Annotated in this window: 22 protein-coding genes; 7 read left to right on the top strand and 15 right to left on the bottom strand. The window is 37.6% G+C overall.

What is annotated here, in order from left to right:
- Window positions 1–46 precede the first annotated feature (46 nt).
- Window positions 47–823: an enoyl-CoA hydratase/isomerase family protein gene (locus OSO01_RS20630; protein ID WP_147212361.1), complete on the top strand. Its 777-nt coding sequence runs from the start codon at window positions 47–49 to the stop codon at window positions 821–823.
- Window positions 824–856: 33 nt separating this feature from the next.
- The gene (locus OSO01_RS20625; protein ID WP_147212360.1) at window positions 857–2,077 is read left to right on the top strand and encodes a CaiB/BaiF CoA transferase family protein; all 1,221 of its coding nucleotides are present in this window, start codon (window positions 857–859) and stop codon (window positions 2,075–2,077) included.
- A 94-nt stretch (window positions 2,078–2,171) separates the two neighbouring features.
- Here the strand turns inward: OSO01_RS20625 and OSO01_RS20620 are convergent, their stop codons facing one another.
- Entirely contained in the window at window positions 2,172–2,897 is a 726-nt protein-coding gene (locus OSO01_RS20620) for a CAP domain-containing protein (RefSeq protein ID WP_147212359.1), read from the bottom strand.
- Window positions 2,898–3,486: 589 nt separating this feature from the next.
- Here OSO01_RS20620 and mreBH point away from each other — a divergent pair.
- The gene (gene mreBH / locus OSO01_RS20615; protein ID WP_147212358.1) at window positions 3,487–4,494 is read left to right on the top strand and encodes a rod-share determining protein MreBH; all 1,008 of its coding nucleotides are present in this window, start codon (window positions 3,487–3,489) and stop codon (window positions 4,492–4,494) included.
- Window positions 4,495–4,821: 327 nt separating this feature from the next.
- On the opposite strand, the gene OSO01_RS20610 is transcribed toward mreBH, so the two are convergent.
- Window positions 4,822–5,994, bottom strand: coding sequence for a saccharopine dehydrogenase family protein (locus tag OSO01_RS20610; RefSeq protein WP_147212357.1), 1,173 nt, complete (start codon window positions 5,992–5,994; stop codon window positions 4,822–4,824).
- Window positions 5,995–6,039: 45 nt separating this feature from the next.
- Window positions 6,040–7,539: an aldehyde dehydrogenase family protein gene (locus OSO01_RS20605; RefSeq protein ID WP_147212356.1), complete on the bottom strand. Its 1,500-nt coding sequence runs from the start codon at window positions 7,537–7,539 to the stop codon at window positions 6,040–6,042.
- A gap of 233 nt (window positions 7,540–7,772) precedes the next feature.
- Here OSO01_RS20605 and OSO01_RS20600 point away from each other — a divergent pair, with 233 nt between their 5' ends.
- Together OSO01_RS20600 and OSO01_RS20595 are read left to right on the top strand one after the other, a co-directional pair.
- Window positions 7,773–9,128: a sodium-dependent transporter gene (locus OSO01_RS20600; protein ID WP_147212355.1), complete on the top strand. Its 1,356-nt coding sequence runs from the start codon at window positions 7,773–7,775 to the stop codon at window positions 9,126–9,128.
- A 398-nt stretch (window positions 9,129–9,526) separates the two neighbouring features.
- Window positions 9,527–10,876: a CoA-disulfide reductase gene (locus OSO01_RS20595; protein ID WP_147212354.1), complete on the top strand. Its 1,350-nt coding sequence runs from the start codon at window positions 9,527–9,529 to the stop codon at window positions 10,874–10,876.
- A gap of 104 nt (window positions 10,877–10,980) precedes the next feature.
- On the opposite strand, the gene OSO01_RS20590 is transcribed toward OSO01_RS20595, so the two are convergent.
- The 6 genes from OSO01_RS20590 to OSO01_RS20565 form a co-directional block, all read right to left on the bottom strand.
- Entirely contained in the window at window positions 10,981–11,649 is a 669-nt protein-coding gene (locus OSO01_RS20590) for a hypothetical protein (protein WP_147212353.1), read from the bottom strand.
- 384 nt (window positions 11,650–12,033) lie between these two features.
- Window positions 12,034–13,923 carry an ABC-F family ATP-binding cassette domain-containing protein gene (locus OSO01_RS20585; protein ID WP_147212352.1) on the bottom strand — a complete coding sequence of 630 codons (1,890 nt, stop codon included), beginning with the start codon at window positions 13,921–13,923 and terminating at the stop codon, window positions 12,034–12,036.
- A 28-nt stretch (window positions 13,924–13,951) separates the two neighbouring features.
- Window positions 13,952–14,137: a hypothetical protein gene (locus OSO01_RS20580; protein ID WP_147212351.1), complete on the bottom strand. Its 186-nt coding sequence runs from the start codon at window positions 14,135–14,137 to the stop codon at window positions 13,952–13,954.
- A 240-nt stretch (window positions 14,138–14,377) separates the two neighbouring features.
- Window positions 14,378–15,001, bottom strand: a complete 624-nt coding sequence (locus OSO01_RS20575) for an HAAS signaling domain-containing protein (RefSeq protein WP_147212350.1) — start codon at window positions 14,999–15,001, stop codon at window positions 14,378–14,380.
- A 1-nt stretch (window position 15,002) separates the two neighbouring features.
- Window positions 15,003–15,335, bottom strand: coding sequence for a PadR family transcriptional regulator (locus OSO01_RS20570; RefSeq protein ID WP_147212349.1), 333 nt, complete (start codon window positions 15,333–15,335; stop codon window positions 15,003–15,005).
- A gap of 158 nt (window positions 15,336–15,493) precedes the next feature.
- A complete protein-coding gene (locus OSO01_RS20565) occupies window positions 15,494–16,015 on the bottom strand; it encodes a TlpA family protein disulfide reductase (RefSeq protein ID WP_147212348.1) in 522 nt (173 codons plus the stop codon).
- A 98-nt stretch (window positions 16,016–16,113) separates the two neighbouring features.
- Between OSO01_RS20565 and OSO01_RS20560 the strand changes: the two genes are divergently transcribed.
- Window positions 16,114–17,100 (top strand): P1 family peptidase, encoded by a 987-nt coding sequence (locus OSO01_RS20560; protein WP_147212347.1) that lies wholly within the window; start codon window positions 16,114–16,116, stop codon window positions 17,098–17,100.
- An 82-nt stretch (window positions 17,101–17,182) separates the two neighbouring features.
- On the opposite strand, the gene OSO01_RS20555 is transcribed toward OSO01_RS20560, so the two are convergent.
- From OSO01_RS20555 to OSO01_RS20545, 3 genes are all read right to left on the bottom strand, one after another.
- Window positions 17,183–18,094, bottom strand: coding sequence for an RluA family pseudouridine synthase (locus tag OSO01_RS20555; protein ID WP_147212346.1), 912 nt, complete (start codon window positions 18,092–18,094; stop codon window positions 17,183–17,185).
- A gap of 84 nt (window positions 18,095–18,178) precedes the next feature.
- A complete protein-coding gene (locus OSO01_RS20550; protein WP_147212345.1) occupies window positions 18,179–18,409 on the bottom strand; it encodes an excisionase family DNA-binding protein in 231 nt (76 codons plus the stop codon).
- A complete protein-coding gene (locus OSO01_RS20545; RefSeq protein WP_147212344.1) occupies window positions 18,410–18,697 on the bottom strand; it encodes a GNAT family N-acetyltransferase in 288 nt (95 codons plus the stop codon).
- A 173-nt stretch (window positions 18,698–18,870) separates the two neighbouring features.
- On the opposite strand from OSO01_RS20545, the gene OSO01_RS20540 reads away from it, so the two are divergent.
- Complete coding sequence (locus OSO01_RS20540; RefSeq protein ID WP_147212343.1) at window positions 18,871–19,743, top strand: GNAT family N-acetyltransferase; 873 nt, start codon at window positions 18,871–18,873, stop codon at window positions 19,741–19,743.
- 463 nt (window positions 19,744–20,206) lie between these two features.
- On the opposite strand, the gene OSO01_RS20535 is transcribed toward OSO01_RS20540, so the two are convergent.
- The 3 genes from OSO01_RS20535 to OSO01_RS20525 form a co-directional block, all read right to left on the bottom strand.
- Window positions 20,207–20,803, bottom strand: coding sequence for a peptidoglycan-binding domain-containing protein (locus OSO01_RS20535; RefSeq protein WP_147212342.1), 597 nt, complete (start codon window positions 20,801–20,803; stop codon window positions 20,207–20,209).
- Between the two features lie 300 nt (window positions 20,804–21,103).
- Window positions 21,104–21,634 carry a thermonuclease family protein gene (locus tag OSO01_RS20530; RefSeq protein ID WP_246145262.1) on the bottom strand — a complete coding sequence of 177 codons (531 nt, stop codon included), beginning with the start codon at window positions 21,632–21,634 and terminating at the stop codon, window positions 21,104–21,106.
- 46 nt (window positions 21,635–21,680) lie between these two features.
- Entirely contained in the window at window positions 21,681–22,634 is a 954-nt protein-coding gene (locus OSO01_RS20525; protein WP_147212341.1) for a D-2-hydroxyacid dehydrogenase, read from the bottom strand.
- Window positions 22,635–22,777 lie beyond the last annotated feature (143 nt).

Here is a 22,777-nt window from a genome sequence, read left to right as displayed (position 1 = left end):
ATCTGGATACTGACAAAAATAATATTTGCGAAGGGATTTATCTTGTATGTCTAATTATCTTTATATCGAAAGAAATGGCTCCATTGCAACCATTGTCATTAATCGGCCAGAAAAAAAGAACTGCTTCTCTCTGGAGATGTTCCGTCACCTTGAGGATTTATTAGATGAATTAAAAGAAGATCAAACAGTGAAGTTCCTTATCCTTCGAGGTGTTGATGATACTGCGTTTTCTGCCGGCGCAGATATTTCTGAATTTCTGGAAGTCCGCCTTCATGCTGAAAAAGCGAAAGCATATAACGATTTTGCACTTGGGGCTATTGAAAAGCTCTATCGCTTTCCCAGACCGACAGCAGCATTAATTCAAACACTTGCCATCGGTGGAGGACTCGAACTGGCTAATTCATGTGATTTTCGCTTTGCAACGCAAGGAAGCAAGCTTGGCATTACAGCAGCCAATATTGGAATTATTTACAATCTAACAAGCACCAAACGTCTATTTAATCTGGTTGGACCATCACAAGCGAAGAAATTACTTTATACAGCAGAATTAATTACGGCAGAAAAAGGCAAAGAAATCGGCCTTGTCGATTTTATCTGTAAACCTGATGAAATCGAGCAGGATGTTAATAAATTTGTAAAACGCGTGCTTCAAAAATCCCCTGTTGCCAATGCAGGAATTAAACAGGTCATCCAGGCAATTATTGATGGTGAAAATCAGGAAACAGAAGATATCGCAAATCTTGTCTTAGACTCTTACAGCTCAAATGATTACACAGAAGGCATTCAGGCTTTTTTAGAAAAACGGAAACCAGATTTTTCTTAATTAAGGGGTTTATATACAAAGGAGAGAAATATATTGGAACAAGCTCTTAAAGGAATGAAAGTCGTAGATTTATCTCAGGTTTTGGCTGGCCCTTATTGCACTATGGTATTAGGCGACATGGGAGCAGACGTTATTAAGGTGGAGAAATACCCGCTGGGTGATGATACACGGACAATGGGACCTTATATTAATGAAGAAAGCTATATGTACATGATGGTAAACCGCAATAAGCGGGGAATGTGTGTAAATTTAAAAACGGAAGCAGGATTAAAGGTTTTCTATGAACTGATTAAGGATGCAGATGTTCTCGTTGAAAATTACCGCCCCGGCGTTACGAAAAAGCTCGGTATTGATTATGGAACATTAAAAGAAATTAATTCAGATATTATCTATTGTTCTATCTCCGGCTATGGACAAACAGGTCCTTATCGTGATAAGGGCGGATTCGATATTATGGCACAGGGTCTTTCCGGTTTAATTGATATGACTGGTGATAAAGAAGGTAAACCTGCAAAAGTAGGTATCGCTATCCATGACATTGCTGCTGCAGAAACAGCCATTCAGTCCATTCTAGCAGCTTATATTCATCGGCTTAAAGGAGGAAAAGGACAATATATCGATATTTCCCTCGTCGATTCTGGGTTAGCATGGACTGTCTGGGAGGCTGCTGCCTTTTTTGGAAAAGGTGAAATTGCAACCCGTAATGGTACAGCACACCGTGTTTCAGCTCCTTATCAGGGATTCCAAACAAAGGATGGCTTCATCCTGATTGGTGCCGGAAATCAGAAGCTGTGGGAAAATCTATGTCAGCACGTTCTTCATAAACCTGAATGGATCAAAGAGGAGCGTTTCTTAACAAATAGTATTCGGGCAGAAAACGTAGAAGAATTAGAATCGGAGATTGAGAAAGTATTAACAACCAATACCTCTGATTATTGGTTAAATTTATTAGAAAAGCATGGAATTCCATCTGGTCCAATCTTATCATATGATCAGGCTCTCGGTAATGAACAGATTCAAGCCCGGGATATGATTTTAGATTATGAACACCCGGCAGGCGGTTCTATGAAAACACTTGGTTTTCCAGCCAAGTTTTCCGAAACTCCTGGCAGACTTCAAAAACCAGCCCCGCTTTTAGGCCAGCATAATAATGAAATTCTAGAAGAGCTCGGCTATAGCCTAGAGGATCTGGAGCAGTTAATGAATAATAATATCTTAAAAGTTAATCATATTAACGAAAAAGTAAATTCATAATAAAAAAACCTTCCCGTCTGGATGTACTCTCTTTTTTAAAAGATAGTTATTCCAGACGGGAAGGTTTTTTATTTAAACTATAAAGTTTATCAGCTTATTTTCCGATAAACATTTGTGTCCAGTAGTTACCGTCTTCTACGTAACCAATTCCAATATGAGTGAAATCACCGTTCATGATGTTTTCGCGGTGTCCCTCACTGTTCATCCATGCATCTACTACTTCTTCTGGGGACTGTTGCCCTTGAGCAATGTTTTCACCAGCAGTATTGTAATCAATACCGAAGCTTTGCATCATATCAAATGGAGAACCATAGTTTGGGCTATTGTGATCAAAATAGTTGTTTGCTTGCATATCCTTAGATTTCGCGCGGGCTACTTTGCTTAGCTCAGAATCTAATTCAAGTGGAGCAAGTCCTTGTTTTTCTCTTTCCTGGTTTGTTAAGTCAACTACTTCTTGTTCAAATTGACTAACATCACCATCTGCTTGCTGATCTTCTGTATTTTTCTCAGCTTCTTCTTTATTACCAGTCTCTTCTTGATTTGCTTGTTCAGAAGATTGGTTTTCTGCTGGTGCTTCTGCCTCAGCTTCAGCGTTTGGAGCAGCTTCTCCATTTATTAGATTAAAGCAATCGAAGCTACCTTGTTCAAATTGCTCATTATTTAATTCGTTCCAGCCCTGTCCATTAGCTGAGTAATAGACCTGCATAGAATTTTGAGGAGAAGCTCCATTATTTGCAGATGCTTCAGCATTAGAAACAAATGCTCCTCCGAATAATACAGTTGCTGACAACGCCGTAGCAATGCCTACTTTCTTAAACATGCACATACACTCCTTTGTTTTGTTGTTTTGTTTTGTGCAAAATGATCATAACACGGGTTTTCCTGTAATATTTGAAATAATTAAGGCAAGGTTTACCAGAGTCATTTCTAAGGGATTATTTTCTTGCTCTTAAACTTGTAAAAGCCTATCAAATCTACTATTCTAAATTGGGTATATTTCTCCTGTGTTGGAAATTAAACAATAGATAGGAAATCATTTCTATAAAACGAATATTGACAAGTTTCTACAGCAGGTCTAATGTTACATTATAAGCAAAATTGTAACGAAAATGTTACTTGATTTCATTTCTTTTATGTTTTATTTTATAGACTAGTTCTTTCTATATAATAAAGGGAGTTTAACACCCCCAAAAAAGCAATTATTTGATAGAATAGTATTCTAAGAAACTGAAATAAAATAGAAATGTGTAAGAAATGTATAAATGGAATAACAATATATGTTCAAAAGGCTGACAACAAGAACTAATTCATTAAATTTTGAACACTATTTAATACGGAAAAGTGTCGTATATTGTCTTTTCTGTCTACAATCGAAAATAAAAAATGTATTTATATGGAGGATTTTATATATGTTTTCAAGCGCTGAAATTGGAATTGATTTAGGAACTGCAAATATCTTGGTGTATTCAAAGTCAAAAGGAATTGTATTAAACGAGCCATGTGTAGTAGCAATCGATGTGAACACTAAGCAGGTGATGGCTGTGGGGACAGAGGCAAAAGAAATGGTTGGTAAGACACCAAAAAACATCATCCCGATCCGTCCTTTAAAAGATGGTGTTATCGCTGATTATGATGTTACTGCCCAATTACTGAAAGAATTGCTAAAAAAAGTAAGCAAAACACTGGGTATGTCTATGCGTAAACCGAATGTTATTGTATGTACCCCATCTGGCAGCACAAGTGTGGAAAGAAGAGCAATTCATAATGCTGTATCAAGCTACGGTGCGAAACAAGTTCATTTAATTGAAGAACCTGTTGCTGCAGCTATTGGAGCAGATCTGCCTGTAGATGAACCTTATGCAAATGTTATTGTGGATATCGGCGGTGGAACATCGGAAGTTGGTATTATTTCCTTTGGCGGAATTGTATCCTGCAATTCTGTGCGTACAGCCGGCGATAAAATGGATGAAGAAATTATCCAGCATATCCGTAAGCAATACAATATTTTAATCGGGGAACGTACTGCCGAAAATATTAAAATGGAAATTGGTTATGCACATCCAAACCACAAAGAAGTAACAATGGAAATTCGTGGCCGTGATATGGTTACAGGGCTTCCAAAAACGATTGAGGTTACTTCTACAGAGATTTATGCATCTCTAAAAGAATCCTTAGAACAAATCTTAGAAGCAATCCGTGCAACTCTGGAAGAATGCCCGCCTGAATTAAGTGGTGACATTGTTGATAATGGAATTGTTCTTACTGGTGGAGGTTCCCTACTGAACGGTATGCAGGAGTGGCTTGCTGAGGAGATCAGCGTCCCTGTTCATATGGCTCCAAGTCCATTAGAATCTGTAGCAATTGGAACTGGCCGTGCACTAAAAATGATTCATAAATTGCAAAAAGCAGCAAAATAGAACTTGTATTTTCTCTAGAGAATATATATAACGTTGTATACCAGTATTTGTTTTTAATTAATTTCATATATAATCTGCGGGGTTTTCCTGCACCCCACAGATTATCCAGCCTTTTAAAAATTTGATTTAAAAAGGCTTTTTAAAGATGCTTTAAAGAGCTGTTTCTATTCAAAAGAAATCAGACAATGAGTTCATCTGATTTCTTTTGTGATTCAGCTTCATATTTTAGTTTAAGTTGCAAAAAAAAATTAATCCTCTTCCTTTTTTTAAAATTAACAATTAGGAAGCTTATTTGTCTTGATTTCTTATAAGATTTCTTTCACTTTATCAGGAAATAGTTGAGTGATTCTCCATAGATATTTTTTCTTTTATGATTACTCCTCTTTTCGCCATTTCTCCGATATAAGCTTCACCCGGGATAATTTTCTCCGGTGGATAGACACCTTTTTTAGTAATTGTTCCATCAGCAATCATTTGGGCAGCAACAGAAATTGTATTGGCAGTAGCACGTGCCATCGCAGTTACCCCTGTTTGCTGATCTTTATATGTTGTCATTTCATATGTGAATTGTGTTTTCACTTGCTTATTATAGCCTGTAATGATAGCACGTAATAAAACGGCATCTTCTTTATCCTTTAAATCAACAATTGGGTCCAGTACCTTTAATAAAACCTTCCGAGGGCTGATTTGTAAGCCATCTACGACTACTTCATAATTATTTCTGGTCAGGTTCAAATCTACTAGAAGCTTAAATTTTTCAGCATGCCCGGGATAGCGGATGGTTTTATACTCCAATGTCTCTAAAAAAGGGAAAGACTTTGTCAATGTCGATGTTCCACCTGACGTATGGAATGCTTCCAGTTCATCAAAATCATCAAATTCAATGGATTCAATTTCTGATAAAGAAGGTACAGTAATTAATTTATTTTCCCGGATAATCTCTGACGGATCAGTATAGTGGTCCAGTACGCCTTCCATGGAAAATACATGATTATATTTCAATGGATCCTCTGGATGAACAGGGATTCCACCAACAAACAATTGAATCGAGGCTGCTTTTTCTAATTTGCTGACTCCATAACCGGATAATATATTAATCATGCCTGGCGCAACGCCTAAATCAGGAATAATTGTTACACCTGCCGCTCTTGCCTCTCCTTCTAAATCTAGCACTTTATCCGTAATATGATCAATATGTCCGCCTAAATCAACAACAGAAGTTCCTACTTTGATACCTGTTTTGGCAACTACTTCATTAAAGGTATAAAATAGCGCATTCACAACAACATCAAAACGGCTCATAAAATCCGCAAGCTCATCTTCATTTTTCGCATTAACCTGGTAGGCCGTCATTAATGGGGATTGTAATTGATAACAAATATCCTGAGCTCGCTGTAAATCTATATCTGCTAGACCAATATCACTAATACCATCACTTCCTGCCAGATCTCTTGCCACTTCTTTTCCCATGAGACCGGTTCCTAATACACCTATTTTCATGCTAATTCCTCCTTTTCACTTACTGCTTTTAAAGGCACTTACAGTTTATGCATCTGTATCGATTTGGGCACGCTGCAACTTCCCGCTATAATCGACATAGACTGCCTTCCACTCTGTAAAAACATCCAGTGCCTGTACACCGGAATCACGATGCCCATTTCCTGTCCCCTTTGTTCCTCCAAAGGGTAAATGAATCTCTGCACCTGTTGTTCCTGCATTTACATAAACAATTCCAGTATCTAAATCGCGCTGTGCTCTAAAAACACGATTAACATCCTGTGTAAAAATAGAACTGGACAAGCCGTATTTCACTTTATTATTTGCAGCGATAGCCTCATCAAAATCATTCACCTCGATAAGTGAAACTACCGGACCAAAAATTTCTTCCTGTGCAATCCGCATATCTATGGTGACATCTGAAAACAGTGTCGGTTCAAAATAAAAGCCATTCTCATAATTTTCCACTGTCAGCTGTTTACCACCTGTAACTAAATTTGCCCCTTCTTCTTTTCCGATCTCAATATATTTTAAAATCTTATCTAATCCGGCCTGATTAATAATTGGACCGACTTTAATATTTGGATTAAGTCCATCCCCTATGGTTAAATCTTTCATTGCCTTCAGCAGCCGGTTTTCCAGTTCTTTGCAGACATCTTTATGAACAATAACACGACTGCAGGCTGTACAGCGCTGTCCGCTCGTTCCAAAAGCGCTCCATAAAATTCCTTCCACTGCTAAATCTATATCAGCGTCTTCCATAACAATCACTGCATTTTTACCACCCATTTCCAGAGATACCTTTTTCAATTGTCTTCCGCACTCTGTTGCGACTTTCCTGCCTGTCTCATTGGAGCCGGTAAAAGAGATAACACGGATAGCTTCATGATTAATCATAGCCTGCCCGATTGTCGCTCCTGATCCATATACAACATTAATAACTCCTTTTGGCAATCCTGCTTCCTCAAATATTTTTGCTAATGCTTTTGCCATGAACGGCGTTTCTGAAGAAGGCTTCCAGATAACTGCATTTCCGGAAACAATAGCAGGAAATGACTTCCATGTTGCTATTGCAATCGGGAAATTCCACGGTGTAATAATTCCCACAACGCCAACCGGGCACCTCTGGCTCATCGCAAATTTATCCTTTAATTCAGATGGTGTGGTCTGCCCGAATAAACGCCTGCCCTCTCCAGCCATATAAAAAGCCATATCAATCCCTTCCTGGACTTCTCCACGCGCTTCCTCAATCACTTTTCCATTTTCTAATGTTAATAGTTGAGAGAGCCTTTCCTTCTGCTCTTTCATCTTTATTCCAACTTTATACAGCAGTTCAGCACGCTGAGGCGCAGGCACACGTGCCCACTCCTTTTGAGCGATGCGGGCGGATTCTGCAGCCATATCAATAGCTGCAGAATCAGAATTAGGAATTTCTGCAAGGACTTCTCCATTGGCTGGATTATAAACCTTTTCCTTATTAGAGACCTCTATCCATCCCCCATTAATAAAGTTTTTTAAGTTTTTCTCCTCTGATGTAAGCGTTATCATTTTAATTCCTCCCTGTCATTAAGTAATTACTACTTCCGGCACTGCTTTCCAACTATTAATTTCTATTCTTTCTAATACTAGTATAATGGAAGCTCAAATATGTTTACAACTATTTTCAAATAATATTCAGAAAATGGAAACAATATTGTTTCTGCAGGAATAAAAGCGCACTGAATGTAATTGTGTTTTATGTTATACTGAACATTGATTTTAATAGGAAGGATTTTACGAATATGGAAAAGAAGACAGAACAATGGTCAACAAGACTTGGATTTATTTTATCCTCTGCCGGTGCTGCAGTCGGTTTAGGTGCTATTTGGAAATTCCCGTATATGACTGGGATAAACGGTGGAGGAGCATTTTTCTTTATCTTTATATTATTTACCGTACTAATTGGTCTTCCCCTGCTTATTGCCGAATTTGTTATTGGGCGCGGTGCTCAGAAGGAGGCAGTCAGTGCATATCAAAAGCTCGCACCAAAAAAGAGCATCTTCTCTTTTATTGGACACTGGGGAGTAATTGGTGCTTTTATTTTAATGTCCTTTTATAGTGTTGTCGGTGGATGGGTGCTTATTTACAGTTTAATGTCCGTTCCCGGCATGCTTATTACAAATGGTACAGATTATGCAGCGCTATTTGATACGATTACTGGTAATCCGCCGCTTACGGTTGCAGGCCTTGCTGCTTTCGTATTAATAAATTCCTTTGTTATCTCTAACGGAATTCAAAATGGTATTGAAAAATATAATAAAGTACTGATGCCTTTATTATTTATCTTTTTCATTATTATTGTCGCCCGTGCTTTAACCTTTGAAGGTGCTATGGAAGGTATACGTTTTTTCCTTCAGCCTGACTTTTCTCAGCTAAACGGCGAAAATATCTTATACGCACTGGGACAGGCATTTTTCTCCCTTGCTGTCGGGATATCTGTTATGGTTACTTACAGCTCTTATTTAGCTAAGGATGTCAGTTTAACAAAGTCAGCAGTTTCTGTTTCTGTTATGAACATTATGGTATCTCTGCTTGCCGGCCTAGCGATTTTCCCAATCGTGTTTGCATTTGGACTTGAACCGGCGGAAGGCCCGGGGCTATTATTTATTGTTCTTCCAGAAGCATTCTCACAAATGCCTTTTGGAGAATTATTCCTGAGCTTATTTCTGTTCTTATTTTTGTTTGCCATTTTAACTTCTTCTTTCAGTATGCTGGAGATTATTACTTCTTCCGTAAACGAAAAAGTGAAGGCATCACGTAATACAATCGCATGGGTTGCCGGACTGGCAGTGTTTATCTTTGGTATACCTGCTGCTTTATCATCTAATGTTCTAGCTGATTTTCATATTTTCGGAAAAACTGCATTTGATGCAAGTGATTTCTTAGTCAGTAACATTATGCTTCCTGGCGGCTGCTTACTGATTGCGTTATTTGTAGGTTTTAAAATGAATCGTACATTAGTTGAGCAGGAATTTCATGCAGGAAATCAGTTTGGTAACGGAATGTTTCTAGTGTGGTATCAAATATTACGATGGCTTGCTCCAGTGATGATTATTATTGTTTTTCTTTACTCAATTAGAGATATATTGAAAATATAAGAATAAAAACTCTCTGCTTCGGTGGAGAGTTTTTTTAAGAGGATGTTCAAAAAGTCCAATAAAAATGACACGGCGAATTTCTGCCTTGATAAGCTTTTTTCAATGGGACTGGGACTGCGATTACTCGTCCCATCGAAAACATTTGCGATTACTCGCCCCACCAAAAGCGTTACTCACGTATTATAAAGTATACGCTCCTTGGAGAAAGCTTATCGCCTTAAACTTCTTGGTCCTTTTCACCGTACTTTTTGAACACGCACTTTAATTACGACATTTAGGTTTCATATTTACTTTTACAAATAAATCACTTTTCGATTAAGGCAATTTGGGGAACTATTATATTAATGAATTAATTCTAAGATATTTCGAGAAGTTATTTCGAGAGGGGCTATTATATTATGGTAAATAAAATTGTAATTGTCGGTGGTGTTGGCGGAGGAGCTACGGTTGCTGCACAAATACGGAGAACTGATCCTGATTCAGAAATTCATATTCTTGACCGCTGTGGGTACATTTCCTTTGCTAATTGTGGCATGCCCTATTATTTAGGCAGAGATATTACCGATAGAGACCGCATTATTTATTCCGAGAATGATTTTGCAGAGAAATATAATATTTCTATTGAAACCCATGCTGAGGTTACACATATTGAAAGGGAGAAGAAAACAATTTTTTTAAAAAAAAATAATAAACCCTATGAGATGGATTATGATATATTAATTCTTTCTCCAGGAGCCCGGGCCGTTATGCCAGATTTACAAGGTATTCAGTCCAATACTTTTACATTGCGCACTATTGAAGACATGGATCAGATAGAAGCGTTTATCTCAGAGAAAAAACCAAAAACAGCTGCGATTATCGGCGGGGGCTTTGTAGGCCTGGAGATGGTGGAGAACCTGCATAAGCGGGGGCTGCAGTGCTCCCTTATTGACCATTCAGAGCATGTAATGAAACGCTTAGATCCTGATATGGCCAGTCATGTAGATGAACATTTAATAGAAAATGGCGTTGAGCTTTATCTAAACGATAAATTAAAAAGCTATTCCAATCATGGCACGACCCTGCATCTTCAAAGCGGAAAAACGATTCAGGCAGATATTACACTTATGGCTGTCGGTATCACGCCAAACTTGGAGCTTGCAAAGGATGCAGGACTGGAATTAGGAGAAACCGGCGCCATCAAAGTAAATAAAGTCATGCAGACGAATGATCCTTCTATTTATGCATTGGGCGATGCCGTGGAAGAGGTTGATTTCATAACCAAAAAACCGGCACATGTTGCTTTAGCCTGGCCTGCACACCGGCAGGCATTTGTCATTGCATCACATTTAAATGGAGAAACTATTCAGCGTGATGGTATTTTAGGTTCCTCTCTTTTCCGGGTCTTTGATTTAACAGTGGCTATTACAGGCCAAAACAGCCAGGCATTAAAAGAATTAAATATTCCTTTTAAATCTGTTACTTCAAAAGGCTTTTCCCATGCAGGTTATTATCCCGGCTCAGAAAAGCTTTGGATGAAAATTGTATATGACCCGAAATCAGGGCGATTATTAGGAGGCAGTGTTATTGGAGAAAAAGGGGCTGATAAACGAATGGCTGTGTTAGCTACAGCCATTAAAGGCAAACTTACTGTCGACGATTTAACAGACCTGGAGTTAGGATACAATCCTATTTACTCGAGTTCCAAGGATGCAATCAATATTTTAGGTTACAAAGCACGGGAGCAATGGAAAAAATCAAACAGCTAAACCGATAAAATCATATAAAAATCCGGCTGGGTAAAATTCAGCCGGATTTTTATACGAAATAATCGTTTTAAAAGATAGCACCGTTCAGCTTAGAGCTAAATGGCTTAATGGTCTTCAAATTGATAAACAAGCTCATACCTTGTTTCATCTAACAGTTCAGCAACATGTACACGAACACCATGTCCAAATACAATCTCATCACTGGACATCGCTACAATCATAGCGCGGGTATTGTTATGAACATCTAAATAAATGTCACCAACAGCCGGCTTCAACGTATCATCATTTTCTGCTAAGTAAGAAATAGACTCGTCCTGAAGCTGTTTTTCTTCTGGAACAAGGGTCTTATCGAAATAAGCAATTTCCTGGCTTGCTTCCGATTTTCCTGGAACCATCACAACATATTCACTATGCTTTACACCATTATCACGGGTCGTAATTACATTTCCATCTTCTACCCGTTCTACTTTCTCAATCTCATTCAATGAATAATGATCCAGGAAGTCAGGAGTAGGCTTCACAATTAAAATATAATCACCGGCTTTTGGTTTTGCATATTGATCAATCGTATATCGCTTCCCATAAAAAATAAACGTATCATTATGCTTAGGGCGATAAAAATTAATTTCTCTTGCTGTTGTTAATACCTGTTTCATATCTTTCAGCCGATACATGTGAACAGATTTTTTGAACATTGGTTTTACAGAATAAACCTTATGCAATTCATTTTCATAAAATACAAATTGCCCTTTTCTTACTTGAAAAAGCTTCATTAAATAACCTCCTTGATTAATCAATTCCAAAATAAGGTACACTCTTCTTCTCTGTATTCCCTTATACTCGTAAAAATGAAACATATTAAAAGCTTTCTTTTCCATTTGGAGAAGCTGTAGACTGTTTAAATTGAGGAGCAGGGATTGGCATTGTTTATTTTTCACGAAGAAAGAAGTCTTTTCTCCAGCGTATGAAGCGATATGCCTCTTTACACTAGGCTTCCTTTACTTATCTGGTGATTTCAAACGTAAGTATAACATGGCAAACATGCGAATGCTACCCGGATTTTATATCTGACACTGCAAATTTGTTATACTGCATTGTTCTCGACTGCACCTATTTATTGTAAGATAATACAAGTCCATTATATTACACTGCAATTTTTATTCAGTACCTGATTCAAAACTCTCTTTTAACAGTGATAGTTCTTCCCAGCGTTCCATTTTTTCTTCTAATTTCTGTTCAACTTCCTGCTGTTCTGTAAATAAAGGCTGCACCTTTTCTATATCACTTCCCGCTTCAGCAATTTCCTGTTCAATTTCACTGAGACGTGTTTCCATCTGTGTAATTTCATCCTCTATTGTTTCCCATTCGCGCTGTTCCATGTAAGATAGTTTCTTTTTTGTTTTAACTGCAGCTTCAGTTTTTGTTTCTTTCAAAGCAGAAGTTTTCATTTGTTTTGGGATGGAGTTGGTTTCCAGAAATTCGCTGTAATTACCATAGTAAACCGAAACCTCTCCTGCACCTCTAAACACAAATAACTTTTCAACAATTCGATCTAAGAAATAACGATCATGGGATACAGTTACAACGACACCCGGAAATGTTTCTAAATATTCTTCTAAGACAGCCAGTGTTTGTGTGTCTAAATCATTTGTCGGTTCATCTAAGAACAAGACATTCGGTTCATGCATCAATACTTTGAGTAAATAAAGTCTTCGTTTTTCCCCGCCTGATAATGTACGGATATAGGACCATTGCTGTGCTCTCGGGAATAAAAATTGCTCCAGGAGCTGTTCAGCTGTAATAACCTGTCCATCTGCAGTGTGCATTACCTCTGCTACTTCTTTAATATACTCAATAATACGTAAATTCCCGTCCAAGTCCTCATCATCCTGTGTATAATAGCCGATTTGAACAGTCTCACCAAGCTTTACATTTCCCTCATCTGGTAAGATTCGTTCTGCCATTATATTGAGTAAAGTCGTTTTCCCGGTGCCATTAGGACCGATAATCCCAATTCTATCACCAGGGATAATTTGATATGAAAAATGGTTGATAAGCGTCTCTTGATCATAGGTTTTTGAGATATCTTCCAGCTCGATAACATCGTTCCCCAGTCTTTTCGATCCAGCCTGGATAGCAAGATTCTCTTTTTTTGTATCAAATTTCTTTTCTTTCATCTCTTCTGCCCGCTCTACACGCGCACGCTGCTTCGTTGATCTTGCCTTTGCTCCCCTTCTCAGCCAGGCGAGCTCACGCTTTAATGTATTACGATGCCTTTGTTCATCACTTATTTCCTGTGCTTCTCTTTCTGCTTTCTTTTCTAAAAACAACTCATAATTTCCTTCATAGACATACAGATTTCCTTTATCCAGTTCAAAAATACGGTTCGTTACACGATTCAGGAAATAGCGATCATGCGTTACTAATAAAATAGAACCGCGATAGCTCTGTAAATATCTCTCCAGCCACTCTACCGTTTCGTGATCCAAATGGTTTGTCGGCTCATCTAATATAAGCAGATCAGCAGGCTGAATCAGTGCTTTGGCGATGGCAACTCTTTTTCGCTGACCGCCGGAAAGCTCATGAACCTTTTTATCAAATGCAGTAATCCCAAGCTTTGTTAAAATAGTTTTCGCATTCGCATTAGCTTCCCATGCTTCTTCCTGATCCATCTTTTGCTGCAGCTGTAATAACTGCTGTTGAAATGCTTCTTTTTCAGGGGCCTTTTCCAGATTTAACATAGCCTGCTCATAAGCACGCATCAGCTTCATCTGTTCCGATTCTCCATAGTAAATTTGTTCAATAACCGTCAAATCTTCGTAAAGCACTGTTTCCTGTGCAATATATTCAATCTGATAATCCTTCGCGTGTTTAATTTCTCCCTGGTCCGGTTCATCTATTCCCGCAATTACTTTTAAAAAGCTCGACTTCCCAGTTCCATTGACACCGATTAAGCCGATTCGTTCAAATTCACCGATAGTTGTATTTATATTTGTGAAAAGACTTTTATCTCCGTAGGACTTGCTGATATTTTCAATACGTAGCATAACGCATCACTTCCTTATAAAAGATGGATTATTGTTGATTCGACTTTTTCTTCTCTCGAATCCATGTTTTTATTATTAAAACGATTAGTAATAGAAGCCATGAAGTAACTAAGTAGAAGATAAGCTGACTTGCATTGCTCATATCCTGAAAAAAAGTAAGCAAACCAATCCATACAATGAAAATAATAACAAATTGTCCTAATAATAATTTCATTTTAACACCCTCCCCCAATTTAAAATATTTTATGTAAAGAAATTATTTATATAAATTGAATAAAAGCTCTATCAGGGCTAATATCTAAATATAGATTATCTTTTCGAACAAAATTAAAAACGCCTAACGTATAGTTTATAGCATACGCAGGCATTTTTCTATTTTTATTCATTATTCTTATTTGAAAAGTACTTCATTTAACGACGTGTATGATTAATAAGAACCTCTTATCTTCACTTACTAAAATTCATAAAAAGTCTTCTCAGCTTTTTGAGATGTTTTCTTTGAAAGAAGCCCGTAAATCAAGAGCAAAAGCCAGTAAGCTACTACATAATATATCCATGTTAAAACAAGCGAGTTTTGTTGCTTTACTGCAATCCAAAAGAAAAGTATTGAAATAGGAAAAGGTACAGATAATATGATCTTTGGAAAAATTCTCAATAAATCTATTTCTATTATCCTCCATTTATTCTTTAAGAACATGGAGATAATTCCGCATGTAATTAAAATTAATCCAAATGATATAAAAGCTAGATCTAATTCCCTTCTTAAAATAGGTATGGCCAATTGTGAAAATCCCGCTAAGCAAAATACAGAAAAGAAATAGAAAAATGTAGGTTTCTTTTTTATTTCTTTATCATCATATTCTTCCATCATTTCCAGAGACAATGATTTGGGAGTTTTAAATTCAGTTAGCACTTTATTTACTGCCTGCTGATCATTGTAACCTTCCTCTTTTAATTCGTTGACTTTCTCATTTAAATGTAATTCAATCTCTATCACAATGTTTTCCCGTTCTCTTTTTGGTAAGACACTCAAATATTTCGATAATTCACCTAAATACTTATTGATTAATGCATCCAAATTAATCACCGCCTTTTATAGATTGAATCATATCCGCTGAATACATAAATACCTCTAAACGTTTTTCCAAAGCAGTTGCACCTTTTTCCGTTAACTGATAATACTTCCTTCGCGGACCATCTTCCGGCGTATCCCAATAAGAATAGGTCCATCCGTTTTTTTCAAGTCTTTTTAAAATAGGATAGATAGCTCCATCAGACAGCCCCAAATAGGTTGTATCTTTTAAAGCTGCTGTCAGTTCATAACCATAGTAAGCCTTCTCTTTAATAAGCAGCATAATCATTAACTCAATGACGCCTTTTTTAAACTGCAGCTGCCATTTATCTGTTTCCATCCCTTTCACCTCTTCGATTCTACTATATCGCAAAAAATACTATATGGCAATGACATATAGATATTAATACAACTTAGATTTGAATTCTACACATAGGAAAACAAGCATGTAATAACTTTGTTGTTTTGCTACATGCTTGTTCTTATACTTTTCAAAGGCTAATCTGTTTTATTCATCTGCTCAAACTGCTTCACCATCTGCTTATAGCTTAACGCCCCAAAAGATTTAAATTGAATGATACCTTCCGCATCAATCATATACGTCATCGGAATTGCCTGAATGCGATACAAATTACTGACTTCGCCTTCTTTATCTAATAAAACGGGGAATGTCAGTTTTAATTCCTGCATAAAATCTTTCACCAATTGCGTATTTAACTCTTCATCAGTTACATTCACAGAAAAAATAACCGGATTATGCTCTTGGTAAAACCGCTCCATATCCGGCATTTCCTGACGGCAGGGAGGACACCAGGTTGCCCAAAAATTAATCATTACCCGCTCGCCACGGAAGTCAGACAGCTGCAATGTTTCTCCTTCCAGTGTATTCAATTTAAAATCCGGAGCCCTATCGCCGATTTCTAAACCTTCCTTAACATCATCATTGGCACTTACAGAATTTATTGTTAAAACAAAGCAAAGTACGCTAAAAAACAAAATTCTTATTATTCTTCCCCTCATATCATCACCCCATTGTTAATTTTTCCAAGATGTCTTATTCCATACAAGTGAACAATGATTTGTTATAATTTAATCAAAAATGAAGGGTTTTGAAGCGTATGACTTTACCAAAAGGAGAAAAGAACTGTATTACAGATGTTAGTGGTGTGCAGGTCGGTCATATTACACTGTATGAGCATTTAAACGATAAAGAAACCATTTGTACAGGGGTCACAGCTATTTTGCCCCATACAGAAAATTTATTTCGAAAAAAGGTAATTGCTGCAAACAGTGTTATTAATGGGTTTGGTAAAACAGCAGGTTTAGTACAGATTGATGAGCTCGGTGTTCTTGAATCACCGATTATGCTGACAAATACATTAAGTGTGGGAGCTGTCATGCAGGGTACATTAACTTATATGCTGAATGAAACGGAGGAAATCGGCGATACTACAGGAACGATTAATGTAGTAGTTGGAGAATGTAATGATGGTTATTTAAACAGCATCCGGCTTCAGGCGATAAAACCAGAGCATGCTATCGCCGCCATTGAAGACGCAACAAATGAAAGAGTTGCTGAAGGTGCTGTCGGCGCAGGAACTGGTATGCAATGTCTGGGGTATAAAGGTGGTATTGGTACTTCCTCGAGAATAATTGCTGCTGAAGAAGAAAATTTTACATTGGGCGCACTCGTTGTCAGTAACTTCGGCAGACGTGAACAAGCTCTGTTTGCCAGTGATTCTAAAGAAAACCCGGATACGCCAGATGGCTCAATTATGATGATCCTTGCAACAGATGCTCCTTTTTCTGATCGTCAGTTAAAGCGGCTGGCAAAGCGTTGCTCCATTGGTCTTGGAAGAACGGGAAGCACGATAGATAATGGCAGCGGTGATATTGCCATAGCCTTCTCAACAGCTGCTAAAATCGATCATCATTCTAACGAGATAACAAGCTCTATCACCATGATTCGAGATGATCATCCAATCATGAATCAATTTTTCCGGGCTGCGGCAGAAGTAATTGAAGAAGCCATTTACAACTCTTTACAGCAGGCAGAAACAACAATTGGACGCGGAGGAAGAAAATTAGAAAAAGCACCAATTTAATAACAGATTTTCTTGTTTTATCCTCTCCAGGCACGTAAAAAGCCATCATCCTGATATTTCAAAAGGATAATGGCTTTATTTATTATTTAGATTTATGGTAAAAAGATGTTGGAACATCGGAACGGAAAAACATCAATTTATCTGTTCTTGGATGGTAAAGCGCTAATGCTTTTGCATGCAGCCCTAACCGGCCAAGTACACGACGATGTCCGCCCCCATATTGCTTATCACCAACAACCGGATGGCCAAGCTCCTGCATATGAACACGGATTTGATTCTTTCTTCCCGTTTCCAGTTCTACCTCCAGTAAAGAAAATTGCTGGTTCGATTGAATGACCCGATAACGTGTCGCTGCACGCAGACCGTCATTTTTTACTCGGCTGGAGTACATCTTATGTGTCGAGCTTTCTTTTAACCAGGAAACAATATAACCCTTTTCCTTTGAAACCTTTCCTTCAACTAAAACGACATATGTTCTTTCTTTAACAATATCTTTCCAATTATCTTGAAGTTTACGCTTTACCTTCTCACTTTTTGCAAAAACCATGACTCCAGAAGTTTCCTTATCCAAACGATGGACAACAAAGATGCGATTCATCGGATTTTCCTGCTTCACGTAATCCATTAACTGATGAAAGGCAGTTTGGCGTCTTTCTTCCTTTGTTGCAATTGAGAGAAGTCCAGCTTCCTTATCAATGACAATAATATCTTCATCCTCATAAATAATGGACATTCCAATAAAGACTTCTTGTTTTACAGCTTCTTTATTCTTTAATATTTTAACAACCTGTCCCTTTTCCAGCATGTAGTTATGCTGAGTTTGTATACGATCATTCACAGAAACCTGCCCTCTGGTTAAAATAGACTTTACTGAATTACGGCTGCGATTTTCTAAAACCTCTCTTAAAAAAGGAAATAATTCCTTCGATTCCGTAACCTCATAAGTCAAATACGGGGCGGGCTTTTTCGATCGGGGACGTTTTTTGTTTTTCATTTAAAAACTCCTTTAATGTTTTGCTGTATCGATTTTCTTATTATTTCAGAGAATCATCTGTATATTCAGCCTTGTGGATCAAAATTAATCTTCATCCTTCACATCAATATCTTCTGGAATTGGTTCGTCTAAGTACGCTTGTACTAATTTTCTGTATTTCTCAACCTGCTCGAAGTATGTTGTAAATTGGTTTCTGTTGATTAAATAGTTCTCCCCATCATAAATTGTACGGATTTTCCCCTGTAACACATACGTCCGTACAATAGATTCATCTATAGATAAATATGCCGCTGTCTCTTTAATTGTCAGATACATTTAAATAAATTGTTTTTGAAGGACGTCATGATACGCTTCATTTTTCTGCATTTGATTTTTTGCAAACGGGCATAAAGGGATAATATATTTATCATTTTCTCTTGCATATTGAACAACATGCTTCAGTAACTGTTGAGCAATTCCTTGGCTTCGGAGTTCCTTTGCCACATACGTATGATCAATAACTAGACGATTCGACCCTGATTGAACAAAAGTGATTTCTGCTTCTGGATCCCGGATGTCCTCCCCAACATAAAATTTAGTTTCTCCTTTATGAATTGTAGCCATTTTAGCCCTCCTAAATCACAACATTATCTTTCATTATACTCTTTCAGGTTTCTTGTCTCAAGATATTATTTTTGTAAGCGTTTTAAATATTGAGAAATTAAACTCTTTTTCTCAGATTGAATTGCTGGACGAAACTATAAACCTCTTCCTATAATAAACTTTGAGGTGATTTGATGAATGCTGTAATCCGACAATTATTACCATCAGACAAAAATTTTATGGAGAGCATGCATACAGGCATAGCTGATGATTATATTATACGTATTTTCGATAGATTATGTACTGGAAACCATGTACTTTTTGGATATTTTATTAATAATCAGTTAGTAAGTACTGCCGGCTACACTATATTTGGGCCTGGACTTGCCATGCTTGGAAGATTAAGAAGTGATATCCGCTACCGGGGGCATGGCTATTCAAAGCAGTTAACAAAATATGTACTTGACCAGGCATTTCAAACAAAGGAGCTGAAATGGCTAGGTGCAAATACACAAGCCGATAATATTCCCGCACAAAAGGTGCTGAACCATATTCATTTGGAAAAGCAGACAGCATTTTATGGATGCACAGCAAAGAGACTTGATGTATTGATGGATAAAGAACCCGGCTGGCAAGAAGTAACGCAGAAAGAATTGAAAAATAAATTACTCAATACATATCACATTGCAAAGAAAACGTTCTTTCCGCTTGAATGCTACTACCCTTTTCCAAGCTTACCGGAGCTTTTTCAAAATGATCAAATTAAAAGCTGGCGTTTTTTTCAAGAGGAAGGACTTCCCCCTTTAATTACAAAAAAGGATATTAAAAAAGAGATTTATCTTCACGCAGTATATCCATATAAGGATTTATTTGATCGACGAGGCCTATGGGAAACTATTGCTGCGGCACAAAAAGATTTACAAAACCAATGCCCTGATGAAGAAGTCCATATATGGATTGATATTCCGGCTTCCATTATAAACCACCTGCCTGAAAACCACCCATTTGAATTGGGTTCTCCATGGCTGTTATACGGGACGGACCGGGATACGTGGTTAAATAACTAAGTCTGCATACACTGAAATAAAAAAAGATTTTCGTAACCATAATATGGCTGCAAAAATCTTTTTTATTTGTATTCTTATTCATTTCACGAAAAATTTAACCGAACTTCTTTATTACTCAACTTTCGCACCTGAGAATAAACATCTATACCTTATTATACCAGGATTAGGCATGTTCCTCATTATCCTGCTTGCATTTTGTCACCTTTTTATTGAAATGCAGATTGTGTATAGCGCCGCTCCGACCAACCACTATGCTTTCCATGGGGATGGCTTCAGCTAACTTGAAAAGTTAGCTGAAGAGCACGCCCCTAGGAAAGCAAAACGGTCCGCCGCAGTAGTAGCCTCACACATTACTTTTTTTCTAGCTAGAGTTTATGCTTTGTCAAGAGATAGGTGGAAGGAACGGTCAACACATGTCTCAATGATAAGCAAGTTATTTTTTAATGCGCAAAAGTTGAGTTTATTATTTTGGAGGTTCAGATTCGACAACATCACCGTTACTATAAACATGATAATACCCTACTGTTCCGGTTCCACCGTTATCTATTAATGATTGGCTGGAAGCTTTCAACGAGTAGAATGTTTTCCCGTCTTCTTCATATAATACACCGTCACTGCTAAATATAAGATCTTCGTTCTCCATCTTATTTTCAGCAAGGCTGATAGCATCATCTACTGTGAACTGGCCTTTACGTTCTTCAAACAATAACTCTGTCCAGGTTTTTTCTCCTACAATTCCATCAGCTATTAAATCATGATCTGTTTGAAATTGTCTCACCTGTTTTTCCGTCTCGGGACCAAATATACCATCGGCTTCAACCTTCAAACCGAAATGATTTAGTTTTTCCTGTACTAATTGAACTTCTAATCCAGAATCAGCGTTTTCCAGGGTAGGTTGATGCTCTGGAGCAATATCTAATAAAGGCTTTAATTCTTCTGAAACTTCAGGGTGCTCCTCCGCCTGAACTACCTCTCCGCTTGAGGCTTCTACTGATTGAAATTGGAGCGGTGCTACACTCAAGGCTATTAACGGCACAACAGCAAACCATTTCTTCTTCATAGATAGAGTCCTCCTCTAAAATTTGTTACATTATACCAATACCACCCAATTTATAAATGAAACCTTATATATTGTTACTTAACTTAATTGTAACCAACATGCAATAATTAGATAAATCCTGCCTCGTTTCAACTACAAGTATCTGCTCGTGTCCAGACTAAAAAAGGAAAGTCTAAACCATCATTCAACGTCTCTTTACAAGAAGTCAAATATGTTCAGATTTTCCATTGTAATAAATTATTTGATTTTCAGTTAAGTCCCTCTGTTATTTACAAAAACTTTTACTTTTTCTGTTCCCGCTTAATATTCATGAAATCTGCTTTCCGCATAGCCGGGGATTGACCAGATATTTTCTTCGTTTTCCTTTGCTTTTTCCTGTGCTTCCTCTAGTTCTTCCAAGTACTTCGTATTCGGCTCATAAATAAAAGCCACCCTTGCATAGCCTTCTTTAACTAATATCTGATTAACATTTTCATCATCCACCCAGATATAGGCAAGCATCCGGTCATAATCATCCCGGTCCGGATTCCCTCTCTCCATTTCGACAATTTCGCCTTCAGGCATCAGCTCTTTCGCAAAATCACTTGCTTCTTCACCAAATGGCTGCACTTCTGTATCAGGCTTCACACTTTCTGGCGTATCAATTAAGAGCAGACGAACCCTTTCTCTTGTTCCATCTTCCAAATGCACAATCACCGTATCGCCATCAACAACACGCTCAATGGTTACAAATTCTCTCCCTTCTGCCGGCTCACTGTCTTCTAAAAAATCAAGCAGCTCACACCCTGTTAACATAAACAGCAATGCGAGCAAAATCAGTATCTTTTTCATTTCCTGCATCCTTACTTTCATCTAAATTCTATTTTTAAACTAACAATTAATATCCACGTTCATGCTGGTATAGATTAATCGCTGGTGCTTCCCCATTTAAGTAGCTTTTTAAATTTGGAATAAATATATCTTCAATGACACGCTGATTATAAAATTCCGTTGCTCCTGCTGTATGTGGAGTCAATATAACATTCTCCATATCCCAGAGCGGACTGGTATGATCTAATGGTTCATTTTCAAATACGTCCATTCCTGCACCGGCAATTTCGTTATTCTGCAGTGCTGCAATCAATGCCTTTTCGTCAACAATCGGACCGCGTCCTATATTGACAAAGAAAACATTTTTTTTCATCTGTTTAAATTGTTCCTCACCGATCAGATGATGTGTATCCTCTGTCAATGGTAAAGTAACAACAACATAATCACTTTGTGGAAGCACACTGTCTAATTGATGGGGCTGATACATTTCATCAACGTATTCCGCTGCTTTTCCTGAATGACGAACGCCAAGCACCTTCATTCCAAAAGCTTTTGCTATTTTAGCTGTTTCTTGCCCTATTTTTCCGACACCAAGCACTGCAATCGTCTTATTATGTATTTCACCGCGAAGCTTTGCATGATGCCAAACCTTCTCCTGCTGCTGTCTGACATAGGTATGAATCAGTCTTGTAAATCCAAGGATATAAGCAAAAATTGTTTCAGATATTGGATAGCTGTGGACCCCGTTTGCACTTGTCAGCTTTATCCCTTTCCCTTCAATTTTATTCAGATTTAAGGAATCTACACCTGCACTCCAGGACTGTACCCATTTCAGCTGATTATTTTTCAGATACGTGCTCTCTTTGTCCTTTTGCCAGTTAACAAGAACTTCTGCTTTTTTGAGGATATCATCTGAAAGCTCTTTTCCAGTATGAATATCCCAATCTGGAGCAACCTTCTGAATTTCTTTTACATACTTATCCTCCAGGTTTAAGTGAATCGCAATTGTCCGTTTAGCCATATATCCTCCTATCCGGCACCATTCTCATAACAAGTGATGATGCCTGTCTCTATATTATTATTCAACTTTCGCACCTAAGAATAAACATCTATACCTTGCTGTTCCAGGATGTACATGGTCTCTATTATCATGTTTGCTTTTAA

The organism is Oceanobacillus sojae (assembly GCF_007991515.1).
Taxonomy (GTDB): Bacteria; Bacillota; Bacilli; order Bacillales; family Amphibacillaceae; genus Oceanobacillus; species Oceanobacillus sojae.
The sequence above is the reverse complement of the archived record's forward strand: the minus strand, read 5'-3'. Positions and strand labels throughout refer to the sequence as shown.

Bases quoted from the DNA above. Each gene is read 5' to 3' on its own strand.
- OSO01_RS20630 (WP_147212361.1), top strand. From the start codon at position 47: ATGTCTAATTATCTTTATATCGAAAGAAATGGCTCCATTGCAACCATT.
- OSO01_RS20620 (WP_147212359.1), bottom strand. From the start codon at position 2,897: ATGTTTAAGAAAGTAGGCATTGCTACGGCGTTGTCAGCAACTGTATTA.
- mreBH (WP_147212358.1), top strand. From the start codon at position 3,487: ATGTTTTCAAGCGCTGAAATTGGAATTGATTTAGGAACTGCAAATATC.
- OSO01_RS20610 (WP_147212357.1), bottom strand. From the start codon at position 5,994: ATGAAAATAGGTGTATTAGGAACCGGTCTCATGGGAAAAGAAGTGGCA.
- OSO01_RS20605 (WP_147212356.1), bottom strand. From the start codon at position 7,539: ATGATAACGCTTACATCAGAGGAGAAAAACTTAAAAAACTTTATTAAT.
- OSO01_RS20600 (WP_147212355.1), top strand. From the start codon at position 7,773: ATGGAAAAGAAGACAGAACAATGGTCAACAAGACTTGGATTTATTTTA.
- OSO01_RS20595 (WP_147212354.1), top strand. From the start codon at position 9,527: ATGGTAAATAAAATTGTAATTGTCGGTGGTGTTGGCGGAGGAGCTACG.
- OSO01_RS20590 (WP_147212353.1), bottom strand. From the start codon at position 11,649: ATGAAGCTTTTTCAAGTAAGAAAAGGGCAATTTGTATTTTATGAAAAT.
- OSO01_RS20585 (WP_147212352.1), bottom strand. From the start codon at position 13,923: ATGCTACGTATTGAAAATATCAGCAAGTCCTACGGAGATAAAAGTCTT.
- OSO01_RS20580 (WP_147212351.1), bottom strand. From the start codon at position 14,137: ATGAAATTATTATTAGGACAATTTGTTATTATTTTCATTGTATGGATT.
- OSO01_RS20570 (WP_147212349.1), bottom strand. From the start codon at position 15,335: ATGGAAACAGATAAATGGCAGCTGCAGTTTAAAAAAGGCGTCATTGAG.
- OSO01_RS20565 (WP_147212348.1), bottom strand. From the start codon at position 16,015: ATGAGGGGAAGAATAATAAGAATTTTGTTTTTTAGCGTACTTTGCTTT.
- OSO01_RS20560 (WP_147212347.1), top strand. From the start codon at position 16,114: ATGACTTTACCAAAAGGAGAAAAGAACTGTATTACAGATGTTAGTGGT.
- OSO01_RS20555 (WP_147212346.1), bottom strand. From the start codon at position 18,094: ATGAAAAACAAAAAACGTCCCCGATCGAAAAAGCCCGCCCCGTATTTG.
- OSO01_RS20550 (WP_147212345.1), bottom strand. From the start codon at position 18,409: ATGTATCTGACAATTAAAGAGACAGCGGCATATTTATCTATAGATGAA.
- OSO01_RS20545 (WP_147212344.1), bottom strand. From the start codon at position 18,697: ATGGCTACAATTCATAAAGGAGAAACTAAATTTTATGTTGGGGAGGAC.
- OSO01_RS20540 (WP_147212343.1), top strand. From the start codon at position 18,871: ATGAATGCTGTAATCCGACAATTATTACCATCAGACAAAAATTTTATG.
- OSO01_RS20535 (WP_147212342.1), bottom strand. From the start codon at position 20,803: ATGAAGAAGAAATGGTTTGCTGTTGTGCCGTTAATAGCCTTGAGTGTA.
- OSO01_RS20530 (WP_246145262.1), bottom strand. From the start codon at position 21,634: ATGAAAAAGATACTGATTTTGCTCGCATTGCTGTTTATGTTAACAGGG.
- OSO01_RS20525 (WP_147212341.1), bottom strand. From the start codon at position 22,634: ATGGCTAAACGGACAATTGCGATTCACTTAAACCTGGAGGATAAGTAT.